Raw genomic sequence first — 15,398 nt, 5'->3', positions numbered from 1 at the left:
GAGGGCGGAGGCTCACACCAGGCCCACCTCGCGCGCGCGGCGCACCGCTTCGTTGCGCCGGTTCACCGCCAGCTTCCGGTAGACGCTCTTGAGGTGCGTCTTCACCGTGTTCACCGAGACGTAGAGGTCGGCGGCGATCTCCTCGGTCGACATCATCCGGGCCAGCCGCAACAGGACGTCCCGCTCGCGCCCGCTCAGCTCCTCGGCGACGAGGGCCGCCGGCGCACCGCCCCGGGGCCGGCCCGGCGTCAGCCAGTCCGCGGCCAGCCCGTCCAACGGCGCGGTCGACAGCAGCGGCCGGATCCACGACCGGGCGTCACGGAACGGCCCGCGCAGCCGGTCGCGCCGCGCGTCGAGCAGTGCCTGCGCGACGAGCCGGCGCGCGGTGGCGACGTCCCCGGTCCGGTACGCGGCGTGGGCGCGGACCAACGTCATCCGCACGGTCACCGCCGGGCCGGTCCTGGCCCCGCTTCGGACGCCGTCGAGCAGCCCGAGCGCGGCCTCGGGCCGGCCCGCGGCCAACAGCATCCGCGCGGCCTCCACCGCCGACGCCGGCTGGCCGCCGGACACACTTTCGAGCGCCTCGGCGACCCTCTCCGGCCGCCCCTCGGCCAGGTGAGCGGCGGCGGTGGCCAGGGCCTCGTGGCCGGTCGCCCAGGGCGAGGCGACGACGGCGGAGACGGCCGGGACCGCCCGCTCGGCGGCGGCCCGCGCCTCGCCGCGCGCCGACAGGAGACGGCCCCCGACCAGGGCCCGCGCCGCCGCCGTCACCGGATCGCGGGCCGCCGAGGGCAGCAGGGCCGTCTCGTCGAGGAGCGCCCGGGCCCGGCCCTGTTCGTCGCGGTCGACGGCGACGGCGGCCAGCACCAGCAGCCCGAGGCCGGAGACGCCGGGACGCGACAGCCCGAACCGTTCCGCCTCGGCGGCCCCGGCGAGCGCCTTGCGCTCGGCCCGGCCGGTCCAGCCGTCCAGATAGTCGATCAGGGCCAGGTGCCCCATCGCCTCGTGACGGGGGAGCGCGGTGGCCGCGGTGCCCTGACCGCCGGTCACCGCCGTCAGGACGGCCCGCGCGTCCTCGAAGCGCCCGGCCCACAGGCGCGTGGAGCCCAGGTGGGTCAGCAGGAGCGCGGTGAGTTCCGGGTGCGCGTCCAGCAGGTCGAGCGGGACCTCGCGCCGGAGCCGGTCCGCGGCCTCGGCGGCGCGCTCGGCCCGTTCGAGGGAGCCGGTCAGCCGCCCGGCCAGGGTCTCGAGCAGCGCACGGGACAGCAGCTCGGCGGGCCCGGCGGGTCGATCGGCGGCGGCCGGCCGCTCCTGGGCGCGGCGCAGGTGGAGCAGACCGCGCTCGACGTCCCACCGGGCCAGGTCCCGCGCCGACCGGACCAGCTCCGTCGCCGGCCCCGCGGCCTCGGGGCCCATCCCGGAGAACAGTCGGTCGAGATCGCCCGAGCGCAGACCGGTGAAGAGCTGCCCGATCGCCAGGTCGCCGACGAGGGCCCCGGCCGCGAAGGCCCAGTCGCCCGCGGCGGCGGCGTGGGTCAGCGTGTCCGTGAGCGGGCCGCGCGGGCGCAGCCACCGCGCGGCCCGCCGGTGCAGCTCGGGTTCGAGCCCGGGGAGGCTGACCCGCAGATGGGCCCGGAGGATCTCCCCGAAGAGCGGATGGAGCCGGTACCACGCGTGCCCGAGGTCCTCGACGAACGCGTTCTCGCGGTGCAGCCCGACGAGGATCGGCTCGGCGTCGTCCCGCCGGGTCAGGGCGTTCGCCAGACCGGGGCAGAACCGGTCCAGGACGCTGACGCGCAGCAGCAGGTCCTGCGTCTGCGGGGGCTGCCGCTTGAGCACCTCGGCCAGCAGGAAGTCCGCGACCGTGCTGTGGCCCGCCTCGAACTCCTTGAGGTACGCCTCCGGATCGGCGCTCTCGCGGGCGGCCAGGGCACACAGGCGCAGGCCGGCCGCCCACCCCCGCGTACGGTCCACGAGGGCGCGTCCGGCGGCGACCGGCAGGCTCAGACCGTGCCGCTCCAGCAGGACGACGGCCTCCTCCGGGGTGAAGGCCAGCTCCGCCGCGCGGATCTCCGTCAGCTCGCCCGCCGCCCGGTAGCGGTGCAGCGGCAGGAGCGGTTCGGTACGGGTCACCAGGACCAGGCGCATGCCCCGCCCGGCGTGGTGCAGGACGAACTCCAGCTGCTCCGCGACCTCGGGCGCCGTCACCCGGTCGAACTCGTCGAGCACCACGACCACCGGCCGCTCGCGCGCCTCCAGCTCGGCGGCGAGCCTCGCCAGCAGCGTGTGGTCCACCCGGGACGCCTCGGCCGGGGCCCCCACCGCGTCGGAGACCGGCGTACCGCAGGCGCGCAGGGCCTGGAGGACGTACGCCCAGAACACGCCCGGGCGGTGTTCCCCCGCCTCGGCGGTGAGCCAGGCGACCGGCTGCCGCAGTCCGGCGGCCCAGTCGGCGGCCAGCAGGGTCTTGCCCGCCCCGGCGGAGCCGTTGACCAGGGTCAGCGGGGTCTCCAGGGCCCGGTCGAGGTGGCGGACGAGCCGCTCCCGCCGTAGAAAGGCGGCCGGCCTGGCCGGCAGCACCGTGCGGGTACGCAGGAACGGATCTCCCAGGGGATCGGTGGACGCGCTGCCCGAGGGCCCGGTGGAGGCACCGCCTTCCGCGGGGCCGGCCGAGGCGCCGGTGGGGGGACCGGCCGGGCCGGGCCGTCCTGGAGCGGTCTCCCCGGTCCGTGCCACGGCGCTCACCACCGTCCGTCCAGGTCCCGCGTCCAGGGGCAGGGGGCTTCCTTCCCTCAGCATCCCAGCCTTCCCGCCGGGCCGCCCGCGCGGCCGGCCCTCCGCCAGGCCGGTCGCCCGCCCACCTTCCCCGCCCGGCCGCCCGCGCGGCCGGCGCTCCGCCAGGCCGATCGCCCGCCCACCTTCCCGCCCGGCCGGCCCGCCGGTCCGGCGCAAGGCCGTGCCCGCCGAGAGAGACCCGCTACGCCCGCCGGCCGGCGCGGCGCTCCTCGTAGAGGCGGCCGACGACCGCTCCGAGGTGGATGACCACGCCCACCGCCACCAGCCACGACATGATGATCATGACGACGCCGATCGGGCCGTACTTCTCGCTGTTCTCCACGATCGCCGACGAGAAGAAGAGGGAGGAGAAGAGCCCGAGCCCGGTCCAGCACAGGGCCGTGACCACGGCGGCGGGCAGCAGGGCCCGCCACCGCACGGCGCGCGCGAGCAGGATGTACATGGTCGCCCACCAGAAGCAGGTCGCCGCGGCGATGCCGAACGTGCCCTGGAGCAGCGGTTGGCCGAGGGCGCGGCCGACGACGGTCTGCGTGGCGGCGTAGCCGATCAGCAGCCCGATCCAGCACAGCTGCGCCGTGAGGTCACGCCAGCCCCGGCGCGGGACGTCGAAGAGCCTCTTGTACCAGCCCTGCAGGGTGCCGGCGACGGCCTCGGCGCCGATGAGCAGCATGGCGGCGCTCGCCACCGTGAGGGAGCCCGGGTCCTCGCCGTCCACGAAGAGCGATGCCACGGCCTGGGCCGCCTCGTGGTCGAGCCCCAGCCAGACCGCGATCGAGGCGGCCGCGTCCCGCCCGGCGGCGGCCGTGACGACGATGAGGAAGGGGAAGAAGCACAGCATCGCGAGCGCGGCGAGCTGGAAGCAGTTGCCGAGGAAGTCGAGCGCGGAGAGCCGGCTCCACATCTCGTTCGCCTGGCTCTCCCGGAAGCGCCGGGTGGCGGCCCGCCGTCGCTCGTCCAGGGCTTCCCTGCGCGGCCCGTGTCCGCGCGGGCTGTCACGGCCTGTCATGGGGTCAGTTAAGCGGCTTTCCGCCCGGATCCGCCGCATCTGCCGTACGCCGGGACTGGTCACCGGACGTCCCGCCGCCGCCGGCCCGGGTGGTGGCGGCCGGTGGGGTGACGGTGGGTCAGGCGGAGGCGGCGGCCTCGCCGAGGCCGCCGATCAGGAGCGCGGACAGGCGCCGCACCCACTCCCCGTCGACCGGCTCCGCGCTCACCAGGGCCCGGTGCACCACCGCCCCGGCGATCACGTCGAAGATCAGGTCGTCGGTCGCGTCCATCGCCACGGGGTCGCGGTCGGCGGGCAGTTCGCCGCGCTCCTGGGCACGCTGGCGGCCCTCCAGGACCAGGCGCTTCTGCCGGTCCACGATCGACGCCCGGATGCGCTCGCGCAGCGGCGCGTCGCGGGTGGACTCGGCCACCACCGCCATGAGGGCCGTCTTCGTCTCCGGCCGCTCCAGGAGCGCCGCGAACTGCAGCACCACGTTCTCGATGTCGGCCCGCAGGCTGCCCAGGTCCGGGAGTTCGAGCTCGTCGAAGAGGACGGCGACGGCGTCGACGACCAGTTCGTTCTTGTTGGCCCACCGGCGGTAGAGCGTGGTCTTGGCGACCCCCGCCCTCGTCGCCACGTCCCCCATCGTGAGCTTGGACCAGCCCAGCTCGACCAGAGCGGCGCGCGTCGCCTCCAGGATGGCCGTGTCGGCCTCGGGGGAGCGCGGACGGCCGGGACGTCCCGCGGCGCGGGGTCGGGGGCTGGTACGGCTGCACATGGGCATGGACCATACCCGCCGGTAGGTCTTGCGCCAGAGGGTGGTGATGTGAGCCAGTTCACCGAGGCCGTCTTCCCTCGGCCGCCGTTGTGCAGTTACGCTACGACCTGTAGCGAAAGGCTTTGAGCGGCCCCAGCGACAACCACGAGCGCCGGGTGGGGACCCGGTGCGATGTACACCGCAGACACAACGAAGAACCGTGTCGTCCGTACGTCTCGCACACCGGCGGGAGACCTGCGGACGGCACGGTTCAGCCATGGCTTACCGGTTACGCGCGCGGAAGGGGGAGGATGTACCCATGCAGCCCCGAAACATGTCCATGAGCGGCGTCGTCGACCTCGCCGCGGTGAAGGCGGCCGGAGAGGCCAAGGCCAAGGCGGAGCAGGCTCGCGCCGATGCCGCCCGGCAGGGTGGCCCGACGGCCGTCACCCCTTCCGCCCTGGTGATCGACGTCGACGAGGCCGGCTTTGAACGCGATGTCCTGCAGCGCTCCGCCGAGGTCCCGGTCGTCATCGACTTCTGGGCCGAGTGGTGCGAGCCGTGCAAGCAGCTCGGCCCCCTGCTGGAGCGGCTGGCCGTCGAGTACAACGGCCGGTTCCTCCTGGCCAAGGTGGACGTCGACGCCAACCAGATGCTGATGCAGCAGTTCGGCATCCAGGGAATTCCGGCCGTTTTCGCGGTGGTCGCCGGTCAGGCGCTGCCGCTCTTCCAGGGTGCGGCCCCCGAGGCACAGATCCGGCAGACGCTCGACCAGCTGATCCAGGTCGGCGAGGAGCGCTTCGGTCTCACCGGCATCGCCGTGGACCCCGAGGCCGGCGCGGCCGCCGAGTCGGCCCCGGTGCCGGCCGGTCCGTACGACGCCCTCCTCGAAGCGGCCATGTCCGCGCTGGACGCGGGCGACCTGTCCGGCGCGGTCCAGGCGTACAAGAACGTGCTGAGCGACGATCCGGCCCACCCGGAGGCCAAGCTGGGCCTGGCCCAGGCCGAGCTGCTGGCGCGGGTGCAGGACATGGACCCCCAGCAGGTCCGGAAGAACGCGGCCGACAATCCGGCCGACGTGGACGCGCAGATCGCCGCCGCCGACCTGGACCTGGTGGGCGGTCACGTCGAGGACGCCTTCAGCCGGCTGGTCGACGCGGTGCGGCAGACCGCGGGCGAGCAGCGGGACGCGGCGCGGCTGCGTCTCCTGGAGCTCTTCGAGGTGATCGGCCCCGAGGACCCGCGGGTGACCGCGGGCCGGCAGGCCCTCGCGCGGGTGCTCTTCTGACCTCCGTCCGGCCCTGAGGGTCGGGCCGATTTGGCGACACAGTGACATAACGCGGCCGCGCTTTACCAAAACTTGGTAAACGCGGCCGCTGTTACTTGCAGTAAATCGAACTCGACGGTCTGTCCGGGTTTCAACCTCATCCTCCTGATGTACTGAGCCTGTCAACCACACCCTGTGTGCCCGGCCGACATCGCCCTGTCGTGGGCGGGTTATCAGGCCGTTACTAGCGAGTAACGAGCCCCCTTGTGCCCCGGCCCGTAATGGACCACGATCGGCGACGCTCGGTCCGATACCGCACCAGCCCGGCAACCACCCGGGTCCGCGGCGAGGGTCCCCACCGAGTGGGCCGGCGGCAGTGGCGCCGGCCGTGGACAGGGGGGTTCCTGCCCTCACCGGCAGGGCCTGTCCAAGCGGTTGCGCGCAAGGCGTGGCCAGTGGTTGTCGCTCGGGGGTGATCGCCGGTGATTCGGACGCGCATCGTGCCCGATGGGCCGGCGCCTACCTTCCCGAGGACGTAGCACTTCTCCCATCCCAGGACGGGCCCCGGCCCTTCCGGAGATGTACGTCCGAGAAGGAGGAATTCTCATGAAGTCCCAGGTTCGTGGCGGGACCAGATGGAAGCGGTTCGCCGTCGTCATGGTGCCGAGTGTGGCCGCGACGGCCGCCATCGGTGTCGGCCTGGCCCAGGGCGCGCTGGCCGCGTCCTTCAGCATCTCCGGCCAGGAGTTCAAGGTTAAGGCCGACAGTCTTGTCGGCAAGGACTTCGTCCAGTACGGCAGCGTGGCGTCCGGCAAGGACCTGCACGGCAAGCCGTTCGCGGCTCCGGTCGCCGTCTCGGGCTTCTCCGAGGCCTGGATCACCAACATGTGCCAGTCCGTCGTCACTCCGGACGTGCCGTTCATCGGCAACGTCTCGCTGGAGCTGCGCGCCGGCACGGAGGACAAGAAGCCGGTCTACGCGAAGGGCATCTACCTCGATGTCTCCTCGCTGAAGGCGGACGCCGAGTTCGGCAACATCGACATCGGCGTCGCGGCGGGCCAGCTTCCGAAGAAGGACGGCAAGCCGGGTATTCAGCCGAACACCCAGGCGAACCCGTACGGCTTCTCCCAGCGCGCCGAAGACGCGACGCTGACGGGCGTGGAGCAGACGGCGTGGGCGACCACCGCCGCGACCTTCAAGCTTCCCGACCTGAAGCTGAAGCTGCACAAGGGCACCAAGGAGTGCTTCTAGGAGTAGCCCTCCTCGATGGACGGGGCCGTTCCGTGCGGCCCCGTCCGTTCCGGGGGATTCGCTCTCCCTTTCACCACTCTTCTCAGCAACACCGCTTCCAGGGAGCTGTTTTCCATGAGCGCCGAGTCCACTGGTTCCCGCGGATTCCACTACTGGCGGCTGCGTTTCCGCGCCTGGCGGGGCAACCGCCCGTTCTGGGGCGGCCTGTTCACCATGATCGGCGGTGTTCCGATCGCGTATCTGCCCTACGGCGACATGCGACTCGGCAACATGACGCTCGCCATGGCGACCACGGCCGGCGCCGGAGCACTGATCATCGGCGTTCTGCTGATCACGCTCGGTCTGACGATGTGGTTCCAGCCCGTCGTCCGGGTGTTCGCGGGCGTCGCGGCGATCGTCCTGGGGCTCGTCTCCATCCCGGTCTCGAACTTCGGCGGCCTCGTCGTCGGGTTCCTGTGCTCGCTCATCGGCGGCGGACTCTCCGTCTCCTGGGCCCCGGGCGTACCGGTGGAGCAGTCCGCCGGACAGACCGAGGCCGAAGCCGCCACGCACCAGCACGAGTACGACGGTCCGCCGCTGGGCGCCGAGGGGGACGAGGGCCGCTACGCCTTCGGCACCGTCACGGTCCCGGAGCAGCGCGCCGGTCAGGAGCCGGACCCGCTGCCGGGCCCCGGTGCGCAGGCGACCGAATCGACGATCGACGCCAACGGCGGGAGGAACAGTGCGGGGTGACGAAACAGGGTCGGCGCAGTCGGCGACGGCTGCCGGCGACGCCACTCTGGCGAGGAGGGGTCCGCGGCACGCGGCTCCGCGCAAGTCGCTGCTGAACAAGATTCAGGGACCCGCGGGCAAGGCGATGGCCCTGGCGGCCATGCCGACGGCGGTCCTCATGGGCATGGGCATGGCGCCCAAGCTCGCCCTCGCCGACGAGAAGGACATCCCCTTCGCCCCCGGTCCGTGCGTGACCCGCTCGGACGAGCCGGTGGACGAGGAGTCGAAGAAGCCGTCCGAGAAGCCCGAGCCCGCGCCGAGCGCGAGCGCGAGCCGGACACCGGCGCCCGACGCGACGTCCGGCCCGGAGACCGGCGAGGAGCAGGAGAAGCCCGCACCGGACACCGGCACCCCGGCCGACGACGCCCCGAAGACCGGGACCGCCGGCACCGGGCCCGCGAAGACCGGGGCCGAGCAGGATGCCGCCCCGCAGCAGCCGGCCCCGGCCCCCACCCCCACCCCGACGAAGAGCGTCAACCCGCTCGACCCGCTGGGCCTCGGGGACAAGATCAAGGACTTCTTCGACGGTCCGGACGCCACGCCCACCGGCACCCCGTCGCCGACGGCCACCACCCCGGCCGAGAAGCCCACGACGGCTCCGACCACCGCTCCCGCCACCCCGCCGAAGAAGGACACGGCGCCCGAGCCCGACGCCCCGGACGCTCCCGACGCGCCGGTCGACAAGACCAAGGACGCGATCAAGGAGGCCGCCGACAAGGCGGGCGCCGAGGTCAAGGAGCTGCCGGAGGACGCCAAGGGCCTCGACGCCAAGAAGGACGAGGACATACCCGACGGCGCCAAGCCGCGCTTCCCGTGCCCGGAGGCCGACCCCGAGGCGCTGGCGGCGGCGGAGCTGGAGCCCGGCATCCCGCTGCTCCCGGACGAGCCCTGGAAGCTGAACAGCACGATGCTGACGCTCAAGGGCCTGAAGTACCACGGCATCGTCGAGGTGAAGACCGGCAGCGGCAAGATCAAGAAGGTGCTGAAGTTCACCGCGAGCGACGGTGTCGACATCAAGGACCTGCACCAGCGCACGGTGCACTCCGAGGGTCACACCGGCCATGTCCGCTCGGACAAGGGCTCGACGTCGACCATCCGCAACGGCACGGTGACCATGTACACGGAGCAGCTGAAGGGCAACCTCTTCGGTCTGATCCCGATCACCTTCAACCCGCAGAGTCCGCCGCCGCTCGATGTGCCCTTCGCCTTCTTCACCGGCGTCGAGGTCATCCAGGCGGGCCAGTTCGGCGGCACGCTCAAGGTGCCCGGCCTGCGCAACACGATCGAGGCGAGCTGACCGCCCGTACCCTCCGCGGCCGCACGCGACGAGGCCCCCGTCCGACTCCGGACGGGGGCCCTCGTCATGGGCGCGGACGGGCCGCGCGTCAGTCGCGCTGCCGGCCGCCGAGGTGGTGCACCCGGACCATGTTGGTGGTGCCGGGGACGCCGGGGGGCGAACCGGCGGTGATGACCATGGTGTCGCCCTCGTTGTAGCGCTGGAGCTTCAGCAGCTCCGCGTCGACCAGGTCGACCATCGCGTCGGTGTTGTCCACGTGCGGGACGACGAAGGACTCGACGCCCCAGCTCAGCGTGAGCTGGTTGCGGGTGCTCTCGTCCGTCGTGAAGGCAAGGATCGGCTGGGCCACGCGGTAGCGGCACAGCCGGCGGGCGGTGTCGCCGGACTGGGTGAAGGCGATGAGCGCCTTGCCGCCGAGGAAGTCCGCGATCTCGCAGGCCGCGCGGGCCACCGAGCCGCCCTGCGTCCGGGGCTTCTTGCCCGGTACGAGGGGCTGCAGGCCCTTGGAGAGCAGCTCCTCCTCGGCCGCGACGACGATCTTCGACATCGTCTTCACGGTCTCGATCGGATAGGCGCCGACCGAGGACTCCGCCGAGAGCATGACCGCGTCCGCGCCGTCCAGGATCGCGTTGGCCACGTCGGAGGCCTCCGCGCGCGTGGGGCGCGAGTTGGTGATCATCGACTCCATCATCTGGGTCGCGACGATGACCGGCTTGGCGTTCCGGCGGCACAGCTCCACGAGGCGCTTCTGCACCATCGGGACCTTCTCCAGCGGGTACTCCACGGCGAGGTCGCCACGGGCCACCATGACCGCGTCGAAGGCGGCGACGACGCCCTCCATGTTGTCCACGGCCTGCGGCTTCTCGACCTTGGCGATGACCGGGACCCGGCGGCCCTCCTCGTCCATCACCTTGTGGACGTCCTTGACGTCGTCGGCGTTGCGGACGAAGGAGAGCGCGACCATGTCGCAGCCCATGCGGAGCGCGAAGCGGAGGTCCTCGACGTCCTTCTCGGACAGGGCCGGGACGTTCACCGCCGCGCCGGGCAGGTTGATGCCCTTGTGGTCGGAGATGACACCGCCCTCGACGACGATCGTCTTGACCCGGGGGCCCTCGACCTCGACGACCCGCAGCTCGACGTTGCCGTCGTTGATCAGGACCTGATCGCCCTTGGACACGTCGCCCGGCAGACCCTTGTACGTGGTCCCGCAGATGGACTTGTCACCCGGGACGTCCTCGGTGGTGATGGTGAACTCGTCACCGCGCACCAGCTCGACCGGGCCCTCCGCGAAGGTCTCCAGCCGGATCTTGGGGCCCTGGAGGTCGGCGAGCACGCCCACGGCGCGGCCGGTGTCCGCCACCGCCCTGCGGAGACGGTCGTACCGCTCCTGGTGCTCGGACTGGGTTCCGTGGCTCATGTTGAATCGGGCCACGTTCATGCCGGCCTCGATGAGAGCCTTCAGCTGCTCATACGAGTCGACGGCGGGGCCCAGCGTGCAGACGATTTTGGAACGGCGCATGAGGCGGATCCTATCGGTTTGTTTCGCTGCGGAATATTCCGGCTGGTGGAAAGTACAAATGGGCGGGGGGCCGCTCAGGCGTTCACTTCCCCGCGCACCAGTGCGTAGCTCTGCCGGGCGATCTCCAGCTCCTCGTCGGTCGGCACCACGGCGACCGCGACCCGCGCGTACTCCGGCGAGATCAGCCGGGCCTCGTCGGACCGGGCGGCGTTCAGGCCGGCGTCCACCGCCAGGCCCAGCTCTTCCAGGCCGGCGATGGCAGCTTCCCGTACGGGGGCCGCGTTCTCGCCGACACCCGCCGTGAAGACCACCGCGTCCACCCGCCCGAGTACCGCGTAGTACGCCCCGATGTACTTCTTCAGCCGGTGGATGTAGACGTCGAAGGCCAGCGTCGCCCGCTCGTCGCCCTCGTCGATCCGCCGGCGGATCTCCCGCATGTCGTTGTCGCCGCACAGGCCGACGAGACCGCTCCGCTTGTTGAGGAGCGCGTCCACGTCGTCGTCGGACATCCCCGCCACCCGCTTGAGGTGGAAGGTGACCGCCGGGTCGACGTCGCCCGAGCGGGTGCCCATGACCAGGCCCTCCAGCGGGGTGAGGCCCATCGAGGTGTCCACGCACCGGCCACCCCGGACGGCGGAGGCCGAGGCTCCGTTGCCCAGGTGGAGCACGATCACGTTCACCTCCTCCGGCGTCTTGCCCAGCAGTCGGGCGGTCTCGCGGGAGACGTAGGCGTGCGAGGTGCCGTGGAAGCCGTAGCGGCGGATGCGGTGCGCGTCCGCGGTCTCCACGTCGATGGCGTACCGGGCGGCGTACTCCGGCATCGTCGTGTGGAAGGCGGTGTCGAAGACCGCGACCTGCGGCAGGTCGGGGCGCAGCGCCCTCGCCGTACGGATGCCGGTGAGGTTGGCCGGGTTGTGCAGCGGCGCCACGGGGACCAGCCGTTCGATCTCCGCCAGCACCTCGTCCGTGATCACGGTCGGCGCGCTGAAGCGGAGCCCGCCGTGCACCACCCGGTGGCCGATCGCGGCCAGTTCCGGGGAGTCGAGGCCCAGGCCGTCGGCCGCCAGCTCCTCGGCCACCGCCCGCAGCGCGGCCGCGTGGTCGGCGATGGGGCCGGTTCTCTCCCGCCGTACGCCCCCGCCACCCTGGAGGGGGGTGTGCAGGAGCCGGGAGGTCTCCTCGCCGATCCGCTCCACCAGGCCCACCGCGAGCCGCCCGCCGTCGCGCATCTCCAGGAGCTGGTACTTCACCGACGAGGAGCCGGAGTTGAGGACGAGGACCCGGGTGGCGCGAGGCTCCGGGCGGGTCTCGTCCAGGTGCGGGGGGATGGGTGACGGGCGGGCGGTCATGCGGAGGGCTCCTGTACCTGGGACTGGATGGCCGTGATGGCGACCGTGTTGACGATGTCGCTGACGAGCGCGCCGCGCGAGAGGTCGTTCACGGGCTTGCGCAGGCCCTGCAGGACCGGTCCGACGGCCACGGCGCCGGCCGAACGCTGCACGGCCTTGTAGGTGTTGTTGCCGGTGTTGAGGTCCGGGAAGATCAGCACGGTCGCCTGTCCGGCGACCTCCGAGCCGGGCAGCTTGGTGGCGGCGACGGACGGTTCGACGGCGGCGTCGTACTGGATGGGGCCCTCGATCCGCAGTCCGGGGTGGGTCTGCCGGACCAGCTTCGTCGCCTCCCGGACCTTGTCGACGTCGGCGCCGGTGCCCGAGGTGCCGGTGGAGTACGACAGCATCGCGATGCGGGGTTCGACGCCGAAGCGGGCCGCGGTCGCCGCCGACTGGACGGCGATGTCCGCGAGCTGCTCCGCGTTCGGGTCCGGGTTGACCGCGCAGTCGCCGTAGACCAGGACCTTGTCGGCGAGGCACATGAAGAAGACGGAGGAGACGATCGAGGCTTCCGGCTTGGTCTTGATGATCTCGAAGGCGGGGCGGATGGTCGCCGCGGTGGAGTGGACCGAGCCGGAGACCATGCCGTCGGCCAGCCCCTCCTGGACCATGAGCGTGCCGAAGTAGTTCACGTCCGACACCACGTCGTAGGCGAGTTCCGCCGTCACGCCCTTGTGGGCGCGCAGTTCGGCGTACTTCGCGGCGAAGGTGTCGCGCAGCTCGGAGGTGTGCGGGTCGATGAGCTGCGTCGACGGCGAGGAGAGGTCGATGCCGAGGTCGGCGGCCTTCTTGCGGATGACCTCGATGTCGCCGAGGAGCGTCAGGTCGCAGACGTCCCGGCGCAGCAGTACGTCGGCGGCGCGCAGCACCCGCTCCTCGGTGCCCTCGGGCAGTACCACCCGGCGGCGGTCGGCCCGGGCCTGTTCGAGCAGGTCGTGCTCGAACATCATCGGGGTCACGCGGCCGCTGCGGGCGACCGAGATCCGCTTCACCAGGTCGGCGGTGTCCACGTGCCGCTCGAAGAGGCCGAGCGCGGTCTCCGCCTTGCGGGGCGTCGCGGCGTTCAACTTCCCTTCCAGGGAGAAGAGTTCGGCGGCGGTGGGGAAGCTGTTGCCCGGTACCGAGATGACCGGGGTGCCGGGGGCGAGCCGGGCGGCCAGGGTCAGTACGGCTTCGGTGGGCCGCTCGTCGAGGGTGAGGAGCACGCCGGCGATGGGCGGGGTGCCGGCCGAGTGGGCGGCGAGCGCCCCGACCACGAGGTCGGCGCGGTCCCCGGGGGTGACCACCAGGCAGCCCGGAGTCAGCGCGTTGAGGAAGTTCGGCAGCATGGCGCCGCCGAAGACGAAGTTGAGGGCGTCCCGGGCCAGGCCCGCGTCGTCGCCGAGCACGACCGAGGCGCCGAGGGCGTGGGTGATCTGGGAGACGGTGGGGGCGGCGAGGGCCGGCTCGTCGGGCAGGACGTAACAGGGCACGGGCAGCCGGGCGGCGAGCCGCTCGGCGATGACCGCCCGGTCGTCCGCGGCCACCCGGTTGACGACCATCGCGAGGACGTCGCAGCCGAGCACCTCGTAGGCCCGGAAGGCGTTGCGGGCCTCGGCCCGTACGGACTCGGGGGGCTGGCCCTTGCCGCCGACGACCGGGATCACGGCGGCGCCGAACTCGTTGGCCAGGCGCGCGTTGAGCGACAGCTCGTCGGGGAGCTGGGTGGCGGCGTAGTCGGTGCCGAGGACGAGCACGACCTCGTACTCGCGCGCGACCGCGTGGAAGCGGTCGACGAGGACGGCGACCAGCTCGTCGGTGCCGCGCTCCGCCTGGAGCGCGGCCGCCTCGTGGTAGTCCATGCCGTAGACGGTCGCGGCGTCCTGGGAGAGGCGGTAACGCGCCCGCAGGAGATCGAACAGGCGATCGGGACCGTCGTGCACCAGGGGTCGGAACACCCCCACCCGGTCCACCTGGCGGGTCAGGAGCTCCATGACTCCCAGCTCGACGACCTGCCGGCCGTCGCCGCGGTCGATCCCGGTCACGTACACGCTCCGCGTCACGCCGTGGTCTCCTGTCCAGTCCTGTCAACCGAGTGTGCTCGGAACATCCGATAGGGCGGCAATGCCCTCTTGACAATACCTCCGCGGGTGGGTAGGGCGCCCGCCGGACGAAAGGCCTGTAAGAGGGGACGAAAGGCCCTCCCGACCGTCTGCCCCGGGGACGCGCGGAGCAGTCGCGAGCGTCGCCGCGGGGCCCGGCGTGGGACAATCGAAGGCGCTCACACGTACCGCTACCCGAGCAGGAGACACAGCACGATGCGCATCGGAGTTCTCACCGCAGGCGGCGACTGCCCTGGCCTGAACGCAGTGATCCGGTCGGTCGTGCACCGCGCGCTCACCGGTCACCACGCCGAAGTCATCGGTTTCGAGGACGGGTTCAAGGGTCTCCTCGACGGTCACTTCCGCCCCCTCGACCTCAACGCGGTCAGCGGCATCCTGGCCCGGGGCGGCACGATCCTCGGCTCGGCCCGCCTGGAGCGCGCCCGGCTGGCGGAAGCCGCCGCCTCCGCGCCCGAGTTGGCCAAGGAGTACGGCATCGACGTGCTCATCCCGATCGGCGGCGAGGGGACGCTCACCGCCGCCCGGCTGCTCTCCGAGGCGGGCATGCCCGTCGTCGGCGTCCCGAAGACGATCGACAACGACATCTCCTCCACCGACCGGACCTTCGGTTTCGACACCGCCGTGGGCGTCGCGACGGAGGCCATAGACCGTCTGAAGACCACCGCCGAGTCCCACCAGCGGGTCATGGTCGTCGAGGTGATGGGCCGTCACGCCGGCTGGATCGCGCTGGAGTCCGGCATGGCGGGCGGCGCGCACGGCATCTGCCTGCCCGAGCGCCCCTTCCAGATCGACGACTTGGTCAAGATGGTCGAGGAGCGCTTCGCGCGCGGCAAGAAGTTCGCGGTCGTCTGCGTCGCCGAGGGCGCGCACCCCGCCGAGGGCTCCATGGAGTACCAGAAGGGCGAGATCGACCAGTACGGCCACGAGCGTTTCCAGGGCATCGGCAACCGTCTCGCGGTCGAGCTGGAGCGGCGCCTCGGCAAGGAGGCCCGGCCGGTCATCCTCGGTCACGTCCAGCGCGGTGGCACGCCGACCGCGTACGACCGCGTCCTCGCCACCCGCTTCGGCTGGCACGCGGTGGAGGCGGCGCACCGCGGCGAGTTCGGGCGGATGACGGCGCTGCGCGGCACGGACATCCACATGGTGCCGCTCGCCGAGGCCGTGACCCGGCTGAAGACGGTGCCGGAGAGCCGGATGTCGGAGGCCGAGTCGGTCTTCTGACCCCGACGGCCGTGATCCGGCCACGGGGGTACGGCCCC

The 15,398-nt window shown here is 72.3% G+C and carries 11 protein-coding genes; 5 read left to right on the top strand and 6 right to left on the bottom strand.

Annotated features, from left to right (window positions below; translation table 11 throughout):
* Window positions 1–12: 12 nt before the first annotated feature.
* The 3 genes from ACFZBD_RS11640 to ACFZBD_RS11630 form a co-directional block, all read right to left on the bottom strand.
* Entirely contained in the window at window positions 13–2,799 is a 2,787-nt protein-coding gene (locus ACFZBD_RS11640; protein WP_391139135.1) for a LuxR C-terminal-related transcriptional regulator, read from the bottom strand.
* 178 nt (window positions 2,800–2,977) lie between these two features.
* Window positions 2,978–3,802, bottom strand: coding sequence for a YhjD/YihY/BrkB family envelope integrity protein (locus tag ACFZBD_RS11635; RefSeq protein WP_391139133.1), 825 nt, complete (start codon window positions 3,800–3,802; stop codon window positions 2,978–2,980).
* Between the two features lie 118 nt (window positions 3,803–3,920).
* A complete protein-coding gene (locus ACFZBD_RS11630; protein ID WP_391139131.1) occupies window positions 3,921–4,562 on the bottom strand; it encodes a TetR/AcrR family transcriptional regulator C-terminal ligand-binding domain-containing protein in 642 nt (213 codons plus the stop codon).
* A 313-nt stretch (window positions 4,563–4,875) separates the two neighbouring features.
* Between ACFZBD_RS11630 and ACFZBD_RS11625 the strand changes: the two genes are divergently transcribed.
* The 4 genes from ACFZBD_RS11625 to ACFZBD_RS11610 all read left to right on the top strand — a co-directional run bounded on the left by ACFZBD_RS11625 (window position 4,876) and on the right by ACFZBD_RS11610 (window position 9,127).
* Complete coding sequence (locus ACFZBD_RS11625) at window positions 4,876–5,829, top strand: tetratricopeptide repeat protein (RefSeq protein ID WP_391139667.1); 954 nt, start codon at window positions 4,876–4,878, stop codon at window positions 5,827–5,829.
* Window positions 5,830–6,414: 585 nt separating this feature from the next.
* Complete coding sequence (locus tag ACFZBD_RS11620; protein ID WP_391139129.1) at window positions 6,415–7,059, top strand: DUF6230 family protein; 645 nt, start codon at window positions 6,415–6,417, stop codon at window positions 7,057–7,059.
* A 114-nt stretch (window positions 7,060–7,173) separates the two neighbouring features.
* On the top strand, window positions 7,174–7,791 hold the full coding sequence (locus ACFZBD_RS11615; protein ID WP_391139127.1) for a DUF6114 domain-containing protein: 618 nt from the start codon (window positions 7,174–7,176) through the stop codon (window positions 7,789–7,791).
* The gene (locus ACFZBD_RS11610) at window positions 7,781–9,127 is read left to right on the top strand and encodes a hypothetical protein (protein ID WP_391139124.1); all 1,347 of its coding nucleotides are present in this window, start codon (window positions 7,781–7,783) and stop codon (window positions 9,125–9,127) included. Before ACFZBD_RS11615 ends, ACFZBD_RS11610 begins: the two co-directional genes overlap by 11 nt.
* 88 nt (window positions 9,128–9,215) lie before the next feature.
* On the opposite strand, the gene pyk is transcribed toward ACFZBD_RS11610, so the two are convergent.
* The 3 genes from pyk to pta form a co-directional block, all read right to left on the bottom strand.
* Window positions 9,216–10,646 (bottom strand): pyruvate kinase, encoded by a 1,431-nt coding sequence (gene pyk / locus ACFZBD_RS11605; protein ID WP_391139122.1) that lies wholly within the window; start codon window positions 10,644–10,646, stop codon window positions 9,216–9,218.
* Between the two features lie 74 nt (window positions 10,647–10,720).
* Window positions 10,721–11,995 (bottom strand): acetate/propionate family kinase, encoded by a 1,275-nt coding sequence (locus ACFZBD_RS11600; protein ID WP_391139120.1) that lies wholly within the window; start codon window positions 11,993–11,995, stop codon window positions 10,721–10,723.
* Window positions 11,992–14,079: a phosphate acetyltransferase gene (pta, locus tag ACFZBD_RS11595; RefSeq protein ID WP_391139118.1), complete on the bottom strand. Its 2,088-nt coding sequence runs from the start codon at window positions 14,077–14,079 to the stop codon at window positions 11,992–11,994. The genes ACFZBD_RS11600 and pta overlap by 4 nt, the downstream gene beginning before the upstream one ends.
* A 255-nt stretch (window positions 14,080–14,334) precedes the next feature.
* Here pta and ACFZBD_RS11590 point away from each other — a divergent pair, with 255 nt between their 5' ends.
* Complete coding sequence (locus ACFZBD_RS11590; protein WP_391139116.1) at window positions 14,335–15,360, top strand: ATP-dependent 6-phosphofructokinase; 1,026 nt, start codon at window positions 14,335–14,337, stop codon at window positions 15,358–15,360.
* Window positions 15,361–15,398: the final 38 nt, after the last annotated feature.

The organism is Streptomyces sp. NPDC008121 (assembly GCF_042957155.1).
Lineage (GTDB): Bacteria > Actinomycetota > Actinomycetes > Streptomycetales > Streptomycetaceae > Streptomyces.
Note: the sequence above shows the minus strand (reverse complement) of the source record. Positions and strands in the feature narration are given on the sequence as shown.